Annotated in this window: 20 protein-coding genes; 16 read left to right on the top strand and 4 right to left on the bottom strand. The window is 39.6% G+C overall.

Translation table 11 applies throughout. The features are described 5' to 3' along the window. The first annotated feature begins 13 nt into the window (after positions 1 to 13). The 4 genes from QI031_RS02795 (at position 14) to QI031_RS02810 (ending at position 2,827) form a co-directional block, all read left to right on the top strand. Positions 14 to 598, top strand: a complete 585-nt coding sequence (locus tag QI031_RS02795) for a Uma2 family endonuclease (protein ID WP_281483707.1) — start codon at positions 14 to 16, stop codon at positions 596 to 598. Positions 599 to 1,053: 455 nt separating this feature from the next. Further along, complete coding sequence (bchM, locus tag QI031_RS02800; RefSeq protein ID WP_281483708.1) at positions 1,054 to 1,740, top strand: magnesium protoporphyrin IX methyltransferase; 687 nt, start codon at positions 1,054 to 1,056, stop codon at positions 1,738 to 1,740. Positions 1,741 to 1,888: 148 nt separating this feature from the next. Continuing rightward, on the top strand, positions 1,889 to 2,377 hold the full coding sequence (locus QI031_RS02805; RefSeq protein ID WP_281483709.1) for a hypothetical protein: 489 nt from the start codon (positions 1,889 to 1,891) through the stop codon (positions 2,375 to 2,377). 69 nt (positions 2,378 to 2,446) lie between these two features. Further along, positions 2,447 to 2,827: a DUF423 domain-containing protein gene (locus QI031_RS02810; protein ID WP_281483710.1), complete on the top strand. Its 381-nt coding sequence runs from the start codon at positions 2,447 to 2,449 to the stop codon at positions 2,825 to 2,827. 121 nt (positions 2,828 to 2,948) lie between these two features. Here QI031_RS02810 and QI031_RS02815 read toward each other — a convergent pair whose 3' ends face one another. Next, entirely contained in the window at positions 2,949 to 4,880 is a 1,932-nt protein-coding gene (locus QI031_RS02815) for a choice-of-anchor Q domain-containing protein (RefSeq protein ID WP_281483711.1), read from the bottom strand. Positions 4,881 to 7,127: 2,247 nt separating this feature from the next. On the opposite strand from QI031_RS02815, the gene QI031_RS02820 reads away from it, so the two are divergent. The 3 genes from QI031_RS02820 (at position 7,128) to QI031_RS02830 (ending at position 9,268) form a co-directional block, all read left to right on the top strand. Further along, positions 7,128 to 7,877: a MotA/TolQ/ExbB proton channel family protein gene (locus tag QI031_RS02820; RefSeq protein WP_281483712.1), complete on the top strand. Its 750-nt coding sequence runs from the start codon at positions 7,128 to 7,130 to the stop codon at positions 7,875 to 7,877. 21 nt (positions 7,878 to 7,898) lie between these two features. Then, positions 7,899 to 8,528 (top strand): ExbD/TolR family protein, encoded by a 630-nt coding sequence (locus tag QI031_RS02825; protein WP_281483713.1) that lies wholly within the window; start codon positions 7,899 to 7,901, stop codon positions 8,526 to 8,528. A gap of 374 nt (positions 8,529 to 8,902) precedes the next feature. Beyond that, positions 8,903 to 9,268, top strand: coding sequence for a phage holin family protein (locus tag QI031_RS02830; RefSeq protein WP_281483714.1), 366 nt, complete (start codon positions 8,903 to 8,905; stop codon positions 9,266 to 9,268). 70 nt (positions 9,269 to 9,338) lie between these two features. Here QI031_RS02830 and psb29 read toward each other — a convergent pair whose 3' ends face one another. Next, complete coding sequence (gene psb29 / locus QI031_RS02835) at positions 9,339 to 10,046, bottom strand: photosystem II biogenesis protein Psp29 (RefSeq protein ID WP_281483715.1); 708 nt, start codon at positions 10,044 to 10,046, stop codon at positions 9,339 to 9,341. A gap of 172 nt (positions 10,047 to 10,218) precedes the next feature. On the opposite strand from psb29, the gene QI031_RS02840 reads away from it, so the two are divergent. Then, a complete protein-coding gene (locus tag QI031_RS02840) occupies positions 10,219 to 10,815 on the top strand; it encodes a chromophore lyase CpcT/CpeT (protein ID WP_281483716.1) in 597 nt (198 codons plus the stop codon). 65 nt (positions 10,816 to 10,880) lie between these two features. Here the strand turns inward: QI031_RS02840 and QI031_RS02845 are convergent, their stop codons facing one another. Both QI031_RS02845 and hemF read right to left on the bottom strand, forming a co-directional pair. Then, positions 10,881 to 11,249 (bottom strand): STAS domain-containing protein, encoded by a 369-nt coding sequence (locus QI031_RS02845; RefSeq protein WP_281485918.1) that lies wholly within the window; start codon positions 11,247 to 11,249, stop codon positions 10,881 to 10,883. A 319-nt stretch (positions 11,250 to 11,568) separates the two neighbouring features. After that, the gene (gene hemF / locus QI031_RS02850; RefSeq protein WP_281483717.1) at positions 11,569 to 12,612 is read right to left on the bottom strand and encodes an oxygen-dependent coproporphyrinogen oxidase; all 1,044 of its coding nucleotides are present in this window, start codon (positions 12,610 to 12,612) and stop codon (positions 11,569 to 11,571) included. Between the two features lie 428 nt (positions 12,613 to 13,040). On the opposite strand from hemF, the gene QI031_RS02855 reads away from it, so the two are divergent. From QI031_RS02855 to QI031_RS02890, 8 genes are all read left to right on the top strand, one after another. Further along, a complete protein-coding gene (locus QI031_RS02855; RefSeq protein WP_281483718.1) occupies positions 13,041 to 13,565 on the top strand; it encodes an SRPBCC family protein in 525 nt (174 codons plus the stop codon). A 164-nt stretch (positions 13,566 to 13,729) separates the two neighbouring features. Next, a complete protein-coding gene (locus QI031_RS02860; RefSeq protein WP_281483719.1) occupies positions 13,730 to 14,056 on the top strand; it encodes a hypothetical protein in 327 nt (108 codons plus the stop codon). A gap of 63 nt (positions 14,057 to 14,119) precedes the next feature. Beyond that, entirely contained in the window at positions 14,120 to 15,190 is a 1,071-nt protein-coding gene (locus QI031_RS02865) for an Mrp/NBP35 family ATP-binding protein (RefSeq protein ID WP_281483720.1), read from the top strand. A gap of 148 nt (positions 15,191 to 15,338) precedes the next feature. Beyond that, complete coding sequence (gene rodA / locus QI031_RS02870; RefSeq protein WP_281483721.1) at positions 15,339 to 16,655, top strand: rod shape-determining protein RodA; 1,317 nt, start codon at positions 15,339 to 15,341, stop codon at positions 16,653 to 16,655. Positions 16,656 to 16,816: 161 nt separating this feature from the next. Further along, entirely contained in the window at positions 16,817 to 17,014 is a 198-nt protein-coding gene (locus QI031_RS02875; protein WP_281485919.1) for an NAD(P)H dehydrogenase subunit NdhS, read from the top strand. A 115-nt stretch (positions 17,015 to 17,129) separates the two neighbouring features. Beyond that, a complete protein-coding gene (locus QI031_RS02880; RefSeq protein ID WP_281483722.1) occupies positions 17,130 to 17,786 on the top strand; it encodes an HAS-barrel domain-containing protein in 657 nt (218 codons plus the stop codon). A 147-nt stretch (positions 17,787 to 17,933) separates the two neighbouring features. Further along, the gene (locus tag QI031_RS02885; RefSeq protein WP_281483723.1) at positions 17,934 to 20,069 is read left to right on the top strand and encodes a cation:proton antiporter domain-containing protein; all 2,136 of its coding nucleotides are present in this window, start codon (positions 17,934 to 17,936) and stop codon (positions 20,067 to 20,069) included. 296 nt (positions 20,070 to 20,365) lie between these two features. Next, on the top strand, positions 20,366 to 21,316 hold the full coding sequence (locus QI031_RS02890) for a UDP-glucuronic acid decarboxylase family protein (RefSeq protein ID WP_281483724.1): 951 nt from the start codon (positions 20,366 to 20,368) through the stop codon (positions 21,314 to 21,316). Positions 21,317 to 21,347 lie beyond the last annotated feature (31 nt).

The raw sequence follows: 21,347 nt of genomic DNA on the forward strand, positions 1-21,347 counted from the left end.
GCAAGTAATAAATATGAATGCTCTAACATTAAATTTACCACCAGTTTTAGTATTAACTGACGAACAATTCTATCAACTTTGCCAAGTAAATCGTGACTTAAGAATAGAACGTACAGCCACCGGAGAATTAATAATCATGCCACCTACAGGAGGTGAAACAGGCAATCGAAACATTGAAATTGCTTTTCAATTACAAGCTTGGAGTCGAAAAAGTAACTTAGGAATTGCTTTTGATTCTTCTACTTGTTTCAAACTCCCCAATGGTGCGGAACGCTCTCCAGATGCTTCTTGGGTGAAACGTGAACGTTGGGATAATTTGAACCAACAACAAAAACAAAAATTTCCCCCTTTGTGTCCTGATTTTGTTTTAGAGTTGCGTTCTCAAACAGATTCACTTAAAGCTTTACAAGAGAAAATGCAAGAGTACATAGATAATGGTGTAAGATTAGGTTGGCTCATCGACCCAAAAACACAACAAGTTGAAATATATCGTGTAGGTCAGGCAGTAGAAATATTACAAAACCCTGAGACTCTATCAGGAGAAGATGTATTGCCGGGTTTTATACTTAATTTAAAACCTATTTTTGGCAGTATTTAAGTATTTTTTTAAGAGTCTAGTACAGTGCGGCAAAAATAAACTACTCATTCCAAATTGATGAAAAACTTATGCTGTGTTCATTTTTAATTTTTAATTCCGCCTTGTGGTACTAGCCTTTATTGTTGCATAAAAAATATTCTTATTGCTCTTTAGTTTTTCTAAAAACTGCATTTTGCATCTTTACATGAGACTACATGAGCAAAAATCTTTAAACTCATCCCACCCTTGAAAGGGACAGGATTTCGTGTCAGTGGTCAGTTGTTTTTGCTACTCACCACTGACTACTGACACCTGACGGCGACGGGGCGATGGTTACTGAGCGTAGCCGAAGTACTATTACGGATACTTCTTCCTCTCAGAAGTGGGTTTCCCGTCGCCTTTTAATGAAAGCGATCGCTCTTGTCGGTTCCCAAGAATGATAATTTTAATCAGGGGAACCCTTACAATCAAAGTTTATGAACGCAGCTGACGATAAAACCATTGTTCGTGAGTATTTCAATTCCACAGGGTTTGACCGCTGGAAGCGAATTTATGGTGATGGTGAAGTTAATAAAGTCCAGCTAGATATTCGCACTGGACACCAGCAAACTGTAGATACTGTTATCGACTGGCTAAAGGCCGATAACAACTTATCAAAGTTATCAATCTGCGATGCAGGCTGTGGTGTAGGTAGCCTCAGCATTCCTCTAGCGGTAGATGGCGCTAAAGTCTATGCCAGTGATATTTCCGAAAAAATGGTCGAAGAAGCCAAACAAAGAGCCTTACAAACCTTGGGAAATGCTGAAAATCCTACTTTTGCCGTGCAAGATTTGGAATCATTAAGCGGTAGTTACCACACCGTAATTTGTTTGGATGTTCTCATCCACTATCCTCAACAAAAAGCCGATGAGATGATTTCTCACCTGTGTTCTTTGGCACAGTCAAGGATAATTCTCAGCTTTGCACCGAAGACTTGCGCCCTCACTATACTCAAGAAAATTGGTAGTTTCTTTCCAGGGCCAAGTAAGACAACTCGTGCTTATTTGCATCGTCAGGCTGATGTAGTCAAAATCTTAGAAAGTAACGGCTTTTCTATACAACGGCAGTCAATGACTAAGACTCGCTTTTATTTCTCTCGCATCCTGGAAGCAACACGTAATTAACAAAATGCTGATGAGAGGATTTTCCTCTCTCTTCATATTAAAGTTCCATAACTTTTTCTTTTTAGTATTGCGAGATGTTCTTAATTATTGAAAGCTTTGTGAAAGTGAGGTTAGAATCGCAAACAAAGTGTAAATCTGAAGTGAAACTATGAAGACTGCTGAAAAATTGGCTGCTGGTTGGCTATTAACACTCGGATTCATGTTTTTAACGCTATCAGTATCAGCGGTGTTGGAAAAACATACTATGTTGAAGACAATCTCAATAGGTGATAACGAGGAATTAGTTCAAGATTATTTTAATAGAGATGCTCTTTATCTGCTTGATACTACTGCTAGACAAGGCATCATTTTTGGCGTTCCTACGATGTTACTTGGGGCATGGCTGAGCTTAGCACTATACCGTCAAGGAAAGTATGAAGAAAAGGCAATTCAAAAACAAATAAGCGATCGCCTCCAATCGACTTTTTATCAGATGCTAAAAGAAAATCAAGGACACATAACTGTTTTAGGTTTTGCGATACATTCACAATTACCAGCAGCCGTAGCCAGAGAATATTTAGACGAAAAAGCTAAAGAATTTAATGCTAATTTTCAAGTGACCGAAGAAGGGGCTTTATCATATCATTTTGACATCTAATGTAAATTCCAATTTGAGGATTTATATTTGTGTCTTGTTAAATTTCCAACCAAATTACGGCTAAGTCTCATGACACAGTTTTTTTTGAGCATAGCTGCTGTTTTTGGCGGTTTGTCGGTTGCCGCAGGTGCTTTCGCTTCTCATGCCCTGCGAGATAAAATTAGTGAGCGATCGCTAGAAGTTTTTGAAACTGGCGCTCGTTACCAAATGTATCATGCTTTAGCACTTTTGTTAGTAGGAATACTGATTAGTCGTGCCGAATCATCTCAATCCACTCTCATAGCTAGTGGGTGGCTTTTTATTATTGGTATTGCTATTTTCTCAGGCAGCTTGTACGCCTTGAGCTTAACTGATATTAAAACATTGGGTGCAATTACACCACTAGGCGGAGTAGCTTTTCTTGCTGGTTGGTGTACTTTAGCTTTTGCTGCTTGGAGTTTAAAGTTTTAAAAATTAGGAGTTAGAAGTCAAAAATTAAAAACTCCTAACTCCTAATTTCTGAGTTTAGTAGCAAGCTATGAATATCTGTCATGACTACAGGTATTTCATTTAATGAACTTGCACAATATATTTACTGTAACTTAAAGTTATCAGCAGTCAAAGCGTTGGCTTTGATGCCTTTGATCGTCACTATATCCTCAGACCAGATACCATCATCATTCGCGTCAATCTTAACAACAGTACTATTGCCAACTTGCCCTAGTCGTATGCAATCTTTAAAAGGATTAGAGCTGTTATTTTTAGCTCTATTGAACATTGGGCTGAAGTCAATGATATCTCTTTTCAACTCAAAACCCATAATAATGTCACCTCTTTCTGAATAGTAATTGAAGACATATCGGTCAACGCCTTCTCCACCAATCAAAACATCTTTACCACCTCCACCAATCAGGATATCGTTACCATAGCCACCCATGAGGATATCGTTACCCTTGCCACCAATAACTGTGTCACTACCTTTAGTGCCATAGATGAAATTGTTGGTGAAATTACTATTAGACTGACTTGTGACTTGAGGTAGTGGAGCATTTCTACTGACATTCGCCTCGAAAGCACCAATATCTGGTTCACTATCTCGTTGCACCATTCCAGCATCAAATGTAGGTGTGATACTATTTTTCACACCAGCATTAATCGCAGGGCTGTCTGATTTGAGAGGATGCATTAAAACTCCCCCAATATTTTTTAACGAATCAAGCATTGGGTCAATAATCTTACTACCTGCTACAACTCGCGTACCCCATGATACTGGTGAACTAGGATATTCAATATTGCCACCACCATCTTTTAGTTCAAAGTCAACTTGCATTTGTGCTTTAGTAGCGGAGGTATTGTTAGCAACAATTGAGTTAGTGAGTTTTGTCGGGTGAGTTGCACTTGGAACCCATATCGCTCCTGCTGCTCGTCCAGCAGAGTTATCAACAATAGTGGAATTGACAATGTTGACGGGGACATTATCAGTAGTGTTAATAAACATTGCTCCACCCGCATCTTTGCTTACACTATTACCAGAAAAGGTGCTGTTGATGATGTCCACTGGCGAATGACCATCTAGCCATATCCCTCCACCTTGTCTGATAGCAGTATTATCTGCAAAGGTGACGTTGCGAATTTTCAAGTCGCTATTAGCTCTTAACCCACCCCCGCGAGAAAGTCCTTGAGGATTAATGCCAGCGGAGTTACCAATTACAGTGCTGTCTTCGAGGATGATTTTGTCTGGGCCATAACCATAAAGAAACAGTGCGCCTCCTTCTCCTTCAGTCTTATTTCCTTCAAAATGACTACCACGGACGATAATTGTACCTCCGGAATTTTGCATCTTTCTCGAATCAGGCCCGATTGGGTTAGCTCCATCAGTCAAGATAGCACCGCCACCCATGCCACCTTCTGAACTATTTTTGAGAAAGACTGAGTTTTCTACAGTCAGTGTACCGAGTAGGCTATATATCGCACCACCGTTCACGCCCTTGTTGTTAGTAAATTTGCTATCTTTAACAACAAGATTACCAGCGCCAACAATGGCGATCGCTCCTCCACCGTATTCAGCGTTTGTTAATCTACCATCGTTACCATCAAATTGACTATTAACTACAGTTGCTCTGACACCAAAGCCAAGACCAATAGCTCCACCAATACCTGCGCTATTATTTTCAAATCGAGAGTTGGTGACTTTTATATTGCTGTAGTCTAAGACTTGAATTGCACCACCTCTGCCAGAGGTGTAACCGTCAACAATAGTCAGGTCATTAAATGTCACATTGAGTTGCCGCTCTACGAAAAATACTCCTGTGCTATTGTTGCCGCTAATTTTTAAATTTGTTGCCCCTGAACCATCAATATTGATATCTTCAGTAATGACAAGTTTTCCACTGGTGAGTTTGATAGTTTGGTTGGCAAGACCTGAAGCAAATTTGATAGTATCCCCCGCACCAACCGAGGCGATCGCCGCACGCAAAGAACCTGCTCCGCTGTCTGCGGAAGTAGTAACGCTAATGATAGTCACGCTTGGAATTTCCTTTTAGAGCAATGTTTTTAGACAGACGTTTTGGACAAAATTACTATTTTTGTGGTTTAGAAGTGCCCTAGTCATTGTTCTGGGCAATAATATCCATCAAACTTGGTTAGTCTTTTTTATAAACCTTAAAAAAACGAAAGCCTAAGGGAAAATCCACTTAAAAAAATTTCAGTGTAGATTTACTGAAGCGGAAAATTAAACTTGATTTATTTATTTTTAGGAAATATTTTTATCTAAATTTAGTTTTATATAAATTCCAACAAATCATGATTGAAAGTTCATAATTTACTGTCATCTCATAAATAAAGGTTTTTGAAAATATATTTATTTTTAACGAATATATTCTATAAAAAATTAATTTTAATTCGTTGAAATTATTTTTAAAAATATTTTTGTATAATGTTAATCTGCACAAAACACTTATAAATAAAGAGTTTTATTATTTTTTTGTACTTTTTAAGTAATATAAACAATCATGAACTAATTCAGGTATTAATCATTGTAGTATGTTAATTAATCTAGTGATTACATATTTACTCTAATTAAAAGTAATAAATTTTTAATATAACTATCAATATTTTTATATGGTTGCTAAAAAATAGATAATCATAAATATTTAGATATGCTTTGCATTTAATAAAATGCATTATGCTATTATTGAATCATCCATAGCAAATCAAGTACATAATTTATTAGCTTTGGTATTATTGTTGAATTTTTAGTATTTTAAATAACATCAACTTAGTTAAAGCAAATTACTATTTAATCTGCTCTTGAAACTTATTTAGAGAAAAGTTATAAATTTAGTCTAATAGCAATCACTGACAAAGCCAATACTCATTAATTATGCTGTTGTTCACATCTCAACTTCAAGAGGTTGTTAACACTAAATTAATTTATTTTCAAAAATTTATCAAAATAAAAATGTATCTTACTACCTTGCAAGAGATAGACTTTAATTCTTGATGTCTAGATTAATTATCACATTAATAAGCGCTTGTAACCTTGGTTTGATTAAGTTTGATTAAACTCATATCTGTCAGTTAAATGATGCCTATCGTAGTCGTTCGCTTAATCTAAAATCACAATAAAAGAGTCACCTTTTGGATTAAAACACTTTGACATAAAAAACTTTTAATTTTAGTTACAAAATCATATTTATAATACTAAAATTATTGAAATAAGAAAGAAGATAAGTAAATAATCGCTACACCAAAAAGACATCAAACTTTATACTGTTTTAGCTAAAATGCGATCGCTGATATTGAACTTAGATCATCTCGTATTTTTTCCATTATCTTTGCGTTGCATAATAAAAGCTATATCATTTAGCATATTTATACCATGCAACAGCAAAGACAAGTCTAGTTATGTATAAATACTAGTTTTTCATTGTACTATGATTTTTTTTATAACTATAGTTCATAGAGACATATCTGCTCTTAAATAAGCAAAATCGGCTATATTTAGGGTTATAACTTGTATTAGCTCAACCATACTCTCATTAGCATTAGTAGTTTAAATTAAGACATTAAGTACGAGTTTTTTACTAGCAATCTTAAAAAAACATGATCTAGTAATTATATTTTTAGATCTGGTTGCGTTGATTTAGGCTGATTAGCGATCGCTTTCTTACATAAAGTGTGTGATCTGCCCTTAAGCTCTTATACTAGATCAATGATCGCCTTATCTAGTTAGTGTAAGGTTATTTACTTGATACGAGACAGCTTGCTTTACAAAAACAAAGGAGCAGGGTATCTCGTCATTTAGGTGTCTTTTAGGAACTTCCAGAAAATAAATTATCCAATTTTTTCAGATAATATTTTTCTTTCTCCCCCTGCGCTTGGTCACTGAGCGACTTGTACTGAATTTAGCCTGAGTGTGCTTGTGCTGAGTTTCGACTACTTCGACTTCGCTCAGTACAAGTGCGCTCAACTACCGTGTAGTCGAAGTAAGCCGAAGTGCTGTACCCTGCCCCCTTGCCTACACAGTAATGGGATATTTTTTCAGTTGGAAGTCCCTTATCCCTCAATTCTCTTACTTTGCGTGTGATATCTTTGCGGCAAAAAAGATAATTTAAATCCCTATCGGCCAGCAGATTTTGGCAGCAGTCTGATAATCTATGTTGTGTTTCGGCAAATTTATTTTTTGGAAGTCCCTCATTTTGCATTAATCTCTAGAATTAAAATGCTTTAGCGCATTTGTTTTAGGATATGGAGGGAGGAAACTTAAACTGTGGATATTTTAGATCTTTTTCAAAAGGGCGGGCCAGCAATGTGGCCTTTGCTTGTGCTGTCAATTTTGTCTATAAGCGTAATCTTTGAGCGTTTGTGGTTTTGGTTGCGAATTTTGACTCAAGAAAAGGAAATAGTTAATCGTGTTCTGGATGCTGCTCATGATAATTGGGAAGTAGCTGCGGAAATTGCTAGACAGGCAACAGATCAGCCTATTGGACGATTTCTTTTTGCCCCGTTACGCTTACCAAAAAATGATGCGGAAACTTTTCGACTGGCACTAGAGTCCACAGCAGAGGATGAATTGGCTGGGATGCGGCGGGGCGAAAAACTTTTAGAAGCAGTGATTGCACTTGCGCCACTCTTAGGATTGTTGGGTACAGTGTTAGGTTTAATTCAGTCTTTGCGCTCAATTCGGATTGGTGATTTGGGAACTGAATCTACTGCTGGGGTGACTACTGGTATTGGTGAATCCTTAATTAGTACGGCAGCCGGACTAATAGTCGCCATCATTAGTCTGGTTTTTTACCGTCTATTTCAAAGTTTTGTAGTCAACCAAGTTAAAGTTTTTCGTAAGGCAGGAAATGAAATGGAATTACTCTATCGTCAATCTCCGCCTAACTTTAGTAACAGTACATCAATAATCGTCCAAGAAGCTTCACGCGACAGCTTTAATCCTCCTCAGAAGCGAAGCAGGAATCAGTTTCCTGAGCCACCTGCACCCCCTGCTCCTGATTCATTAGACTCCTGATCCTGGCGTAAGAGTAAGACGATGAAAGTTAATTTACATAGTCCAATTGAAGAAGCCCAAATTCAAATTATCCCTTTAATTGATGTCGTTTTTTGTATTCTGACGTTTTTTCTGTTGGCTGCTTTGCAATTTACTCGTCAACAAGCAATTAATGTTGATTTACCCAAAGCTAGTACCAGCACAGCTGCTGGTGTAACTTCACAAAGTAGTCAAATTGTGACTATTGATGCTGTTGGTAATACTTACATAGAAAAACAGCCTGTCAAACGAGAAGAGTTGGCACAGAGGTTAAAGCAATATCTTCAAGAAAATCCTAATGGTATTGTGATTTTAAATGCGTCACGCACAGCCACTTACAATGATGTCATTGAAACATTGGATATACTACGACAGGTAGGAGGCGATCGCGTCTCCTTGGGGATTATACCAGGGCCGTCTCAATTATCTCCATCTTTATCGAACCCACTTACAGATCCTTATTTTCCTACTAATCCTGTGCCTAACACTGCACCACTTCCAGGTATAAATTCCCCAGGTGAAATTCCTGTACCTCAAACAGAACAAGGTATTAGTCCTGCCACTCCTGGCATTCCTAATACAGCAACGCCTCAAGTACCTGTAGCACCCGAAAACACTAATCCTACTCCTTAAAATACGAGACACAGCCACAAATTGATGTAAAGCTCTCGGTTGATAACCAAGGGCTTTATATCATGTTCGGCAAAAGACTTATCATTAAAGCCGCAAGGGGCAAGAGATTTTTAATATTTTTACTAGATACCCGGAATAATAACTAATCAAGCGAACACGATATTACTTATCAATACTTGTAAAAAAACATAGAAGTAAAAATTAATTTCCTGATCTTCTACTTTCTTCAAGTTTGTTCCTAAACCTAAAAATATCCAAAATAAATTCTGAATAGAGAAAAATACCTGTTAATTTACAAATAATTGGTTCAGCTTCAAAGCTTTTTTCTTCAAAATTACTGCCAATCGTCATTTACGTTTCAGGAATTGTGGCTCATGAATACAATTGCAACGCTTTTGATTGTTTGGATAGTAACGTCTATCAGTTTATTGATTATTAGTAAGCTTCCTTTTGGAGTTGAAGTTGACACTATCCAAAAGGCCTTTTTTTCGGCAGCAATCTTAGGTATTGTCACGACTATAGTGAGACCGATTTTACACTTTGTATTTGCCGTACCAAATTTACTGACCTTTGATTTACTATCCGGCATTTTCACATTTATGATTGCCGTTGTTTGTTTTAGTCTCGCGGCTTGGTTGGTAGAGGGCTTTCGCCTACGCTTTGGTATTTGGAGTGCTGTATTAGGAGCTTTTGCACTCACTATCATCAACAGTTTAATTTACAGCTTATTAGGTGTATAGACAAAAAGTCAAAAGCCCATAGTCAATAGACAAAGTTTTAACTACTGACTATTGACTATATGATCCTTGATTACTCGGTAACAGTTGGAGGCACAACGGGTGTACTTGATTGCTGTTGGCGCTTTTCGCGTTTTTTGCGGTCAGCTTCGAGCATATCCGCCATAACTATTAATGCTTGCTCCATCTTGTCTAGATTAGAGCGATATAACTCTAAATCTTTGTTAAGTTTTTCTTCAGACAAGTGCAAGCCAGCAGCGATACTTTTTAGTGCCTCCGTGCGTTGCTTTTCGTCTTTGACTAATTCTGGATCTGACAACTCTAACAGTGAGAATAAACCAATTGCAAATAAGCGACTGTATTTAAAGTTAGGATTATTAGCGATCGCTTGCAATTGTGCTTGCAAGTCAGTATCTTGACTTAAATGAGTAGTTTGACTAAGCCACCCAATTAAATCATTAGCTGATAGACTTTTCGCTACAGTTTGCAGTCGTTCAGCTTCCTGTCGATAGCGTTGCGATTCTTGTTCTATAGCTTGGCATAAGGCGTTAAAAATTGATTCCTTATCCCGTTCTGGTTGGTAGCCTTGCATGAAGCGGTCAAAGGTTGTGACGACACCCAAGGCATAAATTGGATTGTAGCTAAAATCGATATTTACTGACAGTAGATGCATTTCTACCATCAATTCTTCTACAACTCGACGATAAATTGTGTTAATCGGTCGAGTGTGAAGTGAGTAAAAAGTTCGCTTTGTATCAGAAACAGTACGGACGTTATTCACAAAGAAAATGTTAAGGGCGACGTTACTTTATTTTCTCGCTTCAAGGCTACTTTGCCAAGTTTAGGTTTTCTAACTGGGAGTTACAACCAAACTGATGGCATGAGGGGTATGAACCCTCTTTCCTTAAAAGCTAGGCAAAAATTATCATACTTTGTGATTATACTTTACATTTATGAGTTTTTTGCTGCCCTTGACTGCCTTAGGTGAATACTTAACTGGTGAATTTGATAATCAAGAACAAGCTTTAGCAGAGCCTGTATGGTATGTCCACTTGCGGATGTGGCAAAGACCAATTGATTTGTTCTCAGAAGACAGTATTACCTTGTTTGCTGAACAAGCAAATATTGTCAACTTAGACAGCCCTTATCGTCAGCGAATTATGCGGTTGATGCCAGGACGCGACTCTGATTTACCCATACAAGTGCAGTACTACATGCTTAAAGATCCAAGTGCCTTAAGTGGTGCAGGTCGAAATCCTGCTTTACTCAAGACACTGGCAATTGAGCAATTAGATTTACTACCAGGCTGTATTCTCACTGTCACCCCACAAATACTAGCTCCCAATACCTATAAATTTGCCGCTACTCCACCTTTAGATGCTTGTTGCAGCTTCACATATCTTGGTAAGAGCATCCAAGTTTCTTTGGGCTTTGAAGCCACTGCGACGGAATTTAACAGCTACGATAAAGGAATTGACCCAGAGACTAAAAAAGCTACTTGGGGAGCGATTATTGGCCCTTATCGCTACATTAAGCGAGAGCAGTACTGAGTAAGCAAAAGTTATGAACTTTTAACTAACACCTCATTCTTAACTTTAAACTTTTAACTCATTCTCTAGCTAGCAATGCTACGAGGTACACCCTCTAAAGCTTCCTCCTCTGTTTCCAAAATTTCAAAAACTGTATCCATCATCGTCACTTCAAACACAAGTTTGGCTTCTGGATGTACATTGCAGATGCGGAAGCTGCCCTTGACTTTATCAGCATCACGCATCCCAGCGACCAAAGATGTCAAACCCGAACTATCAATAAAATTTACTTGGCCGAGATTGACCACTACATGAGCGCTAAGTTTGGAAATACACTCTTGTAATTTCAAGCGAAATTGCCAAGCTGTAGTAATATCTAGGCGACCTGCGGGTGTCAAGACAATAACGGTATTACCATCTTGGGTTGTATAGGTTGTTTGTTCTATCTGAATCACTAAGCCTCCGTTTGGTATTCGTCTCAAAATTGACTGCGGTTGGACTGACTATAGGATTGGTGAGCCAAAAGCTTTGCTTTGATTAGCAATCTTTTATTTTTTACCTCAACAGGTAATAGATTTTAGTTGACTCACCTGTCACGGTATTATCCAGTGCTAACACTTGAGATTAACAAGCTACAGCTAAAATTGTCACCTTTTTCTACTAGGTGCTTACTTTTAGTAGTTTAACTCACCAAAATCAGGCTGAGTACCCAGATAAGCTAGCTGAGTAAAAAAGACGAAGTAAATTTAACGTAATTTTTTACTCAGTACAATGCTATGACATAGGTTTCCAATTTACCCAATCCTGAGGCTTGAGAAAGGTTTCATACAACTGGGCTTCTGGAGAGTTAGGTTCTGGTTTATACCCATACTCCCAGCGTACCAAAGGCGGTAAAGACATCAAAATAGATTCGGTACGACCGTTGGTTTGCAGACCAAAAATTGTACCTCTGTCATAAACCAAATTAAATTCTACATACCTGCCTCGGCGGTAGAGTTGAAAGTTCCGTTCGCGATCGCCATATTCCATCCCATGTCGTCGTTCGACAATTGGCACGTAAGCCGGCAAAAATGATCTACCACAGTCTTGGATAAAAGCAAACAATTCTTCCCAGCTGCGGGGCGCTGGTGTTCCGACTTGGTTACTGTAAGCAGCCGCCGTTCCATGAGGATCAGGACCAGCATATAAACCACTTTGACTGTGTTGGTAATCAAAAAATAGACCACCAACTCCTCTTGTCTCATCTCGATGCTTGAGGTAGAAATATTCATCGCACCAGCGCTTAAACACTGGGTAATACTCTGGATGATGTTGATCGCAAGCTTGCTTCAGCGTTTGATGTAAATGTATTGCATCTTCGGCAAAGGGGTAATAAGGTGTCAAGTCAATACCACCACCAAACCACCAGACTGGCCCCGCCTCAAAATAACGATAATTCAGATGCACTGTTGGTACGTAAGGATTACGAGGATGTAGTACCATTGAAGTACCTGTCGCATACCAACTGTGTCCTTCTGCATCTGGTCGTTGAGCTAAAATTGAAGGCGGTAGATGATCTCCCCAAACTTCAGAAAAGCCTACACCTGCTTGTTCAAAGATTGCACCATCGCGTAAAACGCGCGATCGCCCACCACCACCTTCTGGGCGTTCCCAACCATCTTCGTTAAACTTACCCACACCATCGAGTTCTGTCAACTTTTGAGAAATTTCCTCTTGCAACCGTTGCATAAACTGACGAACTCTAGTCTTACCGTCAGTTGGTGGTAGATACTCGGATGATACTGCTTCTACAGTTGGGGTTTGCGAGTTGGTTAACATAAGATTCCCGAACCTAAATTACAATTTTCCAAAAGCTACAAATTTTCAATTTAAAAACTTGTAGGCAAAATTTAGCTTGATTCTTAGCTCAATTTGCCCAACCTGCTTTTTTCTTGCTTGTCAAACATTTACACAATCGATAAATATGACTAGAGTTATTTTCCCTCAAATGCGTATAGGCTTGTATATTGAGCAAGTTTTTTTTTGGACTTGTTGATGGGAAATTTCTGGCAAATTAGTCTACAAGCATTCTCTACTTTAAAGCATCAAGGTACAAACTGAATTGTTCAATGGTGTTTTCAACTAGAGAGCGATCGCGTTGTCCTCAGTGCCTAATTAAGGCTTGCTATGCTAAGGGCAATTTTGAGAAAGTGTAATCCAACGATGCCAGAGTTACCAGCAAGTCTGTAGCGAGGAGGATTAGGCAAATGCAAAGTTGGTTATCCCAATTCTTCCACCGCAAACGCCGTCGGCTTTGCGCTTCTTTGGTACGGACGTATCGAGAAATTAGTTCGGCTTCTGTAGATGAACTATGGCTAAAGGTGGTTGACTTAACGGATGTTTCCTGGCATCCATCACTCAAGAGTACTAATGTTCCCTACGGGTTAGTACCCAAACCTGGATTAATTTTCCAGGCTGTGACACGTTTTTCACCTATTCCCATCCGAATTTTTGTAGAGCGCGTTAATCCTAAAGAAATGCTGAGTATCCGAGTACTGGCGATCCCTGGCATCGAAGAACGGATTATCTATCGGATAGAGTCCACAGTTTGTGGTACTTGTTTATCGTATTCTGTAACTCTACGGGGTTGGTTTTCGCCTTTGATTTGGTCCTTATCTCGTCCTTATGCAGATCGTGTAGCACGCTCTTTAGTTGAAGCAGTCGAAAAGGCCGCACTGCAAGCGGTGTCAGGAAAGAAAAAATCTCTTAATGATAGTTGTTTTGACGTTTAGGGGCTAGGGGCTAGGAACTAGGGGCTAGGGGCTAGGGGCTAGATCTGAAAAAATAATTAACCGAATCCCTAATCTTTAGAGACTGTTTTCACAACTCAAAATAGAACTTATAGTAGGTTGGATTAAGCATAGCGCAACCCAACACTTACGTTGCTTTGTTGGGTTTGCTTACGTCAAACGCCACTTACTACCCTGCGGGTACTCCTTCGGAGAACTCGCAGAGTAGCCGCAGAAGCGTCTACAAGTCGGCAGAGCCGACGACAGTCGCCTCAAGTCGGGAAACCCTTTCGGCAGTTCCTCATGGGGGAAACCACGCCACTTGCTCCACTTGGGGAGACCCCAAGACCGCAGTGGCTCCCCAAGACCACGGACTGCCGACGCTCCTGCATCGCTACCGCTACGCTAACACCACGGCGCTGTCTCCCCAACGCAGTGGCTCCCCAATCTACAGTTGTAGTTTGAAAACACGCCCTAGCCCCCAAGAAAGTTAAGATTCTATTAGGTGATAATGAAATTTTCTTAAATTTGGTTACGGCGGTAACGGTTAAAACACTATGTACGATGTTCTTGATTCACGCTCTGTCTTAGAAGTGTTGCGACCAGTGCAAGACCCAGAACTCCGTAAGAGTCTGGTAGAACTGAATATGATTCGCAACGTCAAAATTGACGGTGGCAAGGTTAGCTTCACTTTGGTATTGACTACACCTGCTTGTCCATTACGTGAATTTATTATCGAAGATTGTGAAAAAGCGGTTAAAAAGCTACCTAGTGTCACAGAGGTAAATGTAGAAGTGACAGCAGAAACACCCCAGCAGAAAAACCTACCAGATCGCACTGGCGTTCCTGGTGTTAAAAATATTCTGGCTGTCTCCAGTGGCAAAGGTGGTGTTGGTAAAAGTACGGTGGCGGTAAACATAGCAGTGGCTTTGGCGCAAACTGGAGCTAAAGTCGGCTTATTAGATGCCGATATTTACGGGCCTAATGACCCCACCATGTTAGGGCTAGCCGATGCTCAAATTGTTGTGCGTTCCACAGATAAAGGTGAAGTTCTAGAACCTGCTTTTAATCATGGTGTCAAATTGGTTTCAATGGGCTTTTTGATTGACAGAGATCAACCAGTAATTTGGCGTGGCCCAATGCTTAACGGAGTAATTCGCCAATTTCTCTATCAAGTCGAATGGGGAGAGCTGGATTATTTGATTGTAGATATGCCACCAGGAACTGGTGATGCTCAGCTAACTTTAACCCAAGCAGTACCAATGTCGGGCGCAATAATTGTTACTACCCCGCAAACTGTAGCATTGTTAGATTCCCGTAAAGGGTTAAAAATGTTTCAGCAATTAAACATATCCGTATTGGGGATCGTAGAAAATATGAGTTATTTTATCCCCCCAGATATGCCAGATAAGCAATATGACATCTTTGGTTCTGGTGGTGGCTCTAAAACAGCATCAGAGTTGGGAGTTCCCTTATTAGGATGCATACCACTAGAAATTCCGACGAGAGTTGGTGGTGATAATGGTGTGCCGATAGTCGTTGCTGAACCAGATTCGGCCTCTGCCAAAGCATTAAAAGCGATCGCTCTAGCAATTGCTGGTAAAGTGTCTGTGGCTGCACTGACATAGTAACAAGGCAGAGGAGCAGCACTTCGACTACGCTCAGTGACTGGGGCAGGGGAGAATAATAATATCTATGCTCAATGCCCCATGCCCTGTAGTTTTTTATCTAAGAATCGCTATATTAATAGTCAATTCTAAAGTTTAAAATTGCACAATGTTATTAAAACGTTCCTTTCCCAAAGTTCGTTGGAAGTATTGGGTTAAGCCCTGGCAGCAAGTAGATTGGTTGTTATTTTGTTTACCTATAGGTATCAGTATATTTGGCGGCATCATGATTTTGAGTACAGAACTCAAACAGCCCGTAACCGATTGGTGGTGGCATTGGTTGGTAGCTGGGATCGGCGTTTTAATAGCGTTGTTTTTAGCCCGTTGCCGTTATGAAAACTTGATTCAGTGGCATTGGATAACATACGCACTGACGAGTCTCAGTCTAATTACAGTGATGATTGCTGGTACTAGTGCCAAAGGTGCACAGCGCTGGATCAGTGTTGCTGGCTTCAATGTCCAACCCTCGGAATTTGCCAAAATAGGCGTAATCATCACCTTGGCGGCTCTATTACATAAACGCACAGCTTCCACCCTCGAAAGTGTGTTTCGGGTGCTGGCAATTACTGCTATTCCTTGGGGATTGGTCTTTTTGCAGCCAGATTTAGCCACATCATTGGTATTTGCGGCGATCGTTTTAGGAATGCTTTATTGGGCAAATGCCAACCCAGGCTGGTTGATTTTGATGATATCGCCTGTAGTTTCTGCTATTTTGTTCAGTACAAATTGGCCTTTGTCCGCACCGATAGTTTCATTAAATCAAGAAGTATCTTTTGGAATTTTAGGGTTAGTTTGGGTGGTCGCTATGGGTATTTTGGGTTGGCGGACTCTTCCCTGGCGTAGATTTGGTCTGAATGGGATCAGCACAGCGGCTCTTAACCTTCTAGGTGGGGAATTAGGAGTATTTGCCTGGAATCATATTTTAAAAGATTACCAAAAAGCCCGATTAACTGTATTTCTGCGCCCCGGACACGACCTTTTAGGCGCTGGCTATCACCAACACCAATCACGAATTGCGATTGGGGCGGGTGAGATTTGGGGATGGGGTTTATTTAAAGGGCCAATGACTCAACTGAATTTTGTACCCGAACAGCATACAGATTTTATTTTTTCCGCAGTCGGTGAAGAATTTGGTTTTGTCGGTTGTTTGGTTGTGTTGTTTGCATTTTGCTTAATTTGCTTCCGTTTGTTGCGTATAGCTCAAACAGCCAAAGACAATTTTGGTTCGCTGTTGGCTATTGGTGTTTTATCTATGATTGTCTTTGAATTGCTTGTAAACGTGGGTATGACTGTTGGTTTAGCACCAGTAGCAGGAATACCTTTACCTTGGATGAGTTACGGACGTTCTGCTATGTTGACTAATTTTATCTCTTTAGGAATAGTAGAATCGGTAGCGAATTTTCGCCAACGACAGAAGTATTATTAATAGAAAGTCGGCGAGGAACTCCTCCTTTTATAGATTGAGAGGGTCGTTCGCCGACTTGGGGCATTGGGCATTGGTGACTCTTTCCATAGTTCTTTTTCACCTGACAACTGACAGTTAACAAGTATTAAGCTATTAATAGTAAACTAGCGAAGGTAAACATGATGATTCTGCCTGGAGCAACGGTTCGCGTTAACAACCCCGCAGATACTTATTATCGCTCTGAAGGACTTGTGCAACGAGTCAGCGATGGTAAGGTGGCTGTATTATTTGAAGGTGGTAACTGGGATAAATTAGTTACTTTTCGCTTATCGGAATTGGAAGCTGTAGAAATCACAGCAGGACGTAAAAAAGGAAAATAGAACAAAGTACTAACTACTGACAACACTTCGACTACGCGGTAGTTGAATCTCGACTTCGCTCGATTGCCGCGAAGTCGAAACTCAGTGCATCGCTGATAACTGACAAGAAACCAAGATGCGCCTTCCTTTACCACAGTTTGCCACAGGCGATCGCCATCCCAATCACATTGCGGAGGTGATCGAAACTACTACTACTGAATTTTTGGCACAGTGTTTAGAGCCGGAAGACTTAAGTTTTCCGCCGATGCCGCCTTTTGGTAGTTGGGTATGTTCTGTGGATGAAGAGTCAGGCAATCAAGTTTATGCTGTGGTGTATTATGCTACGACTATGCCTGTAGATTCTGTACATCGGGCTGTGGCTCTGGGGTTGTCATTGCAGGATTTGCGTGAAGAACAACCCCAGATTTTTGCTATGCTCAAAACTGAATTTAAGGCTGCGATCGTCGGATTTGAGCAGCCATCTCTTACTCTAGGTTATAACCAAGCAATATATCAGTATCTACCTCCCCGTCCCCCACAAATTCATCAAGCTGTTTATCGATGTGAACCAGAAGCAATAATTCAATTCACCGAAGAACTAGATTTTTTGCGGACATTACTTTCTATAAATGGTGCGCCAGTAGAATCTTTAATCGCAGCAGCTATTCGTGAAGTTTACCAGTTACGTAAAGCTGACCGACAATGGCTAATTAAAGCTGGACGTACTCTAAGCGTACTGTTGAAAGATGACTATGATCGCTTACGGTTTATATTAAGTCAAATCCACCCCTAGGTAGTTAGTTATTAGATAATTGCCTAGGTAGTGTAAGTTAGGATTTTTTGATTTTTCGTCAGGGTGACTTTTACGGTTATTTATATTGATCGGAAGATTGCTTTTAGGGTAATCACAACTTCACCGTCGCCCCTTTAAGTCCTATCTATGGAACGAATATCACAAGTTCTAGCTATAGAACCAACAGCCCAAGTTCTGAGCAAGGAGCCAATTATTGCCTTTGCTATTTTACTAGTGGTCGTTTTAATTGTACCAATTTTGTTTGAGCGACTCAGATTACCAGGAATAGTAGGTTTAGTATTTTCTGGTGTGGTACTTGGGTCATCAGGCTGGAATCTATTTGATCCAGAATCGCCAATAATTAATCTGTTATCAGACATCGGCTTAGTTTATCTGATGTTTGTCACAGGTTTAGAAGTTGACATAAATCGATTTCGTCAGAGAAAACAACGCTCCTTAGGACTTGGCAGTTTTACTTTCAGTGTTTCTTTGGCAATAGGAACCTTAATAGGACGGTTTTTTGGTTTTGATTGGAATACTTCAATCTTGATTGGCTCTTTGTTTTCTTCCTATAGCCTTTTGGCATATCCCATTATTAATCGTCTAGGAATTATCAATAACGAAGCTGTTTCCATCACAATTGGAGCTACATTTTTTACTGATATTGGCGCACTTTTAATATTAGCTGTTTGTGTAGCTACGACTCAAATAAGGATATTTAGCTTTGTCAAGTTAATTCCTTTGTTCAGTTGGTTAATAATTTATTCATTCGCCATCTTATTAGGCTTAGATTGGTTAGGTAAAGAATTTTTTCGGCGGTCAGGAGACGACGAGGGAAACAAGTTTTTATTTATATTTATGTCAGTATTCATTGCTGCTGTAAGTATTCAATTAACTGAGGTAGAGAAAGTTTTTACAGCTTTTTTAGTAGGTTTAGCAGTTAATGAAGCGGTAGGTGAAGGGTCAGTTAAAGAAAAAGTAGTGTTTATTGGCAATGTCTTATTTATTCCCATTTTCTTTGTTCATCTTGGCTTGCTATTCAAGTTACCTACTATTTTTAACAGTATTAAGAATTTCCAATTAACTCTGTTGATTGTAATTGGTTTGATTTTTGGCAAATTGATAGCAGCTGGGTTAGCAAAAATTATCTACCGTTATAACTGGCAGGAAACGCTAACAATATGGTCTTTATCAATGCCTCAAGTGGGTACAACCTTAGCAGCAACTGTAGTGGGATATCAGGTTGGACTACTACCAATCACAATTTTAAATAGCGTTATTATTTTAATGTTAGTAACAGCAATATTAGCACCTTTAATTACTAGTAGGACAGCTGTTGCTTTGACTACTTCTCCAGTCTCAGAAACCACTTCCTTAACTTTAGCTGCTCATCAAAAAGAGGAACCTCCCAGTACTTTTACTATAGTCGTGCCTGTTAATAATCCTCAAACTCAGCAGTATTTGATGGAAATGGCGGCTTTATTAGCACGTCAATCTCATGGCAGAATTGTACCGCTAGCGATCGCCACATCTACTGCTAATATGGATGCGCCACAGTTAGAACTGTCTTTGCAACGTAGTGAGCGATTATTAGCAAAAGCTACGGCACAGAGTCGAGTATTTGGATTAAAAGCAGAACCACTGCTTCGCATTGATGATGCTTTTGCCCCAGGAATTAGCAGGGCAGCTCGTGAACAAAATGCGAGTTTAATTATCATGGGTTGGGGTAAACGTACTGGGTTGAGAGCGCGTTTATTTGGCAATGTGATTGATAATGTACTTTGGGCATCTCATTGTCCTGTAGCGGTGACACGTTTAGTAGACTCACCCAAAAAAATTCAGCGCATCTTAGTACCTTTAGAAAATTTAACAGCACCAGCATTACAACCAGTGCAACTTGCCCAAATGCTGGCAGAGGCAAATCAAAGCCAAGTAACTGTATTAAATGTGTGCGATCGCCGCACTAGTTCGAGTAAAATCGCTGCTAGGCGATCGCATCTCTCAATGCTGGTGTCTAAAATAGCTGTGCTAAATCCTCCAGAAATTCAAATCATCCCTCATGAGAATGTTGTTCAAGCAATTTTGCAAGCAGCGCGATTGTATGATTTAGTAGTGTTGCCTTTTATACGCAGTAGGACAATTGTTGGTAGTTTAACTGTTAGCGATGTCACAACCCAGTTAGCGAGGCAACTTACCTGCTCTATTGTCATGCTTGGAGAACCGCAAGGTCATCAAAACGGAACTTTACTAACAAATGTTTCAAACAATATAAAATCTGTATAATACAATACTATTTTTGGCACTGAAGATTTTTGCTTTAAAAAACTTTATTTTGTTGAAGATTTGATGAAGTCTAGACAGAAAATCACAATACTATGAAGATGTTTGGTATTTTGCTAGATGAATTGTGAAGTATTCTAAATTTAAATGTAACAAAATTAAATACGTAGAAAAACTACTAAATTAATAAAACTAGATTAATTAGCTGTATTCATCCTGTATTTTTATACATGGACTGGGTACTCTAAAAACAAGTTAAATAGCCAGATTAGTAATATTTTGTAAGTAACTGGGAAACTATGAGAATTTTGGTGACGGGCGGTGCTGGGTTTATTGGTTCCCATCTCATTGACCGATTAATACCAGCAGGGCATGAAGTTATTTGCTTAGATAATTTCTATACAGGTAACAAAGACAATATCCTCAAATGGATGAATCATCCTTACTTTGAGTTGATCCGCCACGACATTACTGAGCCAATTAGATTAGAAGTAGATCAAATTTATCATCTAGCTTGTCCAGCTTCTCCAGTACATTACCAGTACAACCCAGTGAAAACCGTTAAAACTAACGTGATGGGAACGCTGAATATGTTGGGGTTGGCGAAACGTGTTAAGGCTCGGTTCTTCTTAGCGTCAACCAGTGAAGTGTATGGTGATCCTGAAGTACATCCCCAAGTTGAAGAGTATAGGGGTAGCGTTAATCCCATTGGTATACGTTCATGTTATGACGAAGGCAAAAGAATCGCTGAGACTTTAGCATTTGATTACTACAGGCAAAATAAAGTTGATATTCGGGTGGTTCGCATCTTTAACACCTACGGCCCACGGATGTTAGAAAACGATGGTCGGGTAGTGAGCAACTTTATAGTGCAAGCTTTGCGTGGTATTCCCTTAACTGTGTATGGTGATGGTTCGCAAACTCGTAGTTTTTGCTACGTTTCCGACTTGGTAGAAGGATTTATCCGCCTGATGAATAGCGATTATGTTGGCCCAGTAAATCTGGGAAATCCAGGTGAATACACAATCTTAGAATTAGCGCAAGCTGTGCAGAATATGGTGAACCCAGATGCAGAGATTAAGTTTGAACCCCTACCTTCTGATGATCCCCGTCGTCGCCAGCCTGATATTACAAAAGCTAAAACCTTGTTAAATTGGGAACCTACCGTTCCGCTACAAGAAGGGTTAAAACTAACAATAGAAGATTTCCGCGATCGCATCAAAAGCGATGTCAAAGATTTAGCCTCTTGAGTATTACTTAGTGTGGCTTTAAAGTTTTGTG

Source organism: Halotia branconii CENA392, from assembly GCF_029953635.1.
GTDB classification, from domain to species: Bacteria; Cyanobacteriota; Cyanobacteriia; order Cyanobacteriales; family Nostocaceae; genus Halotia; species Halotia branconii.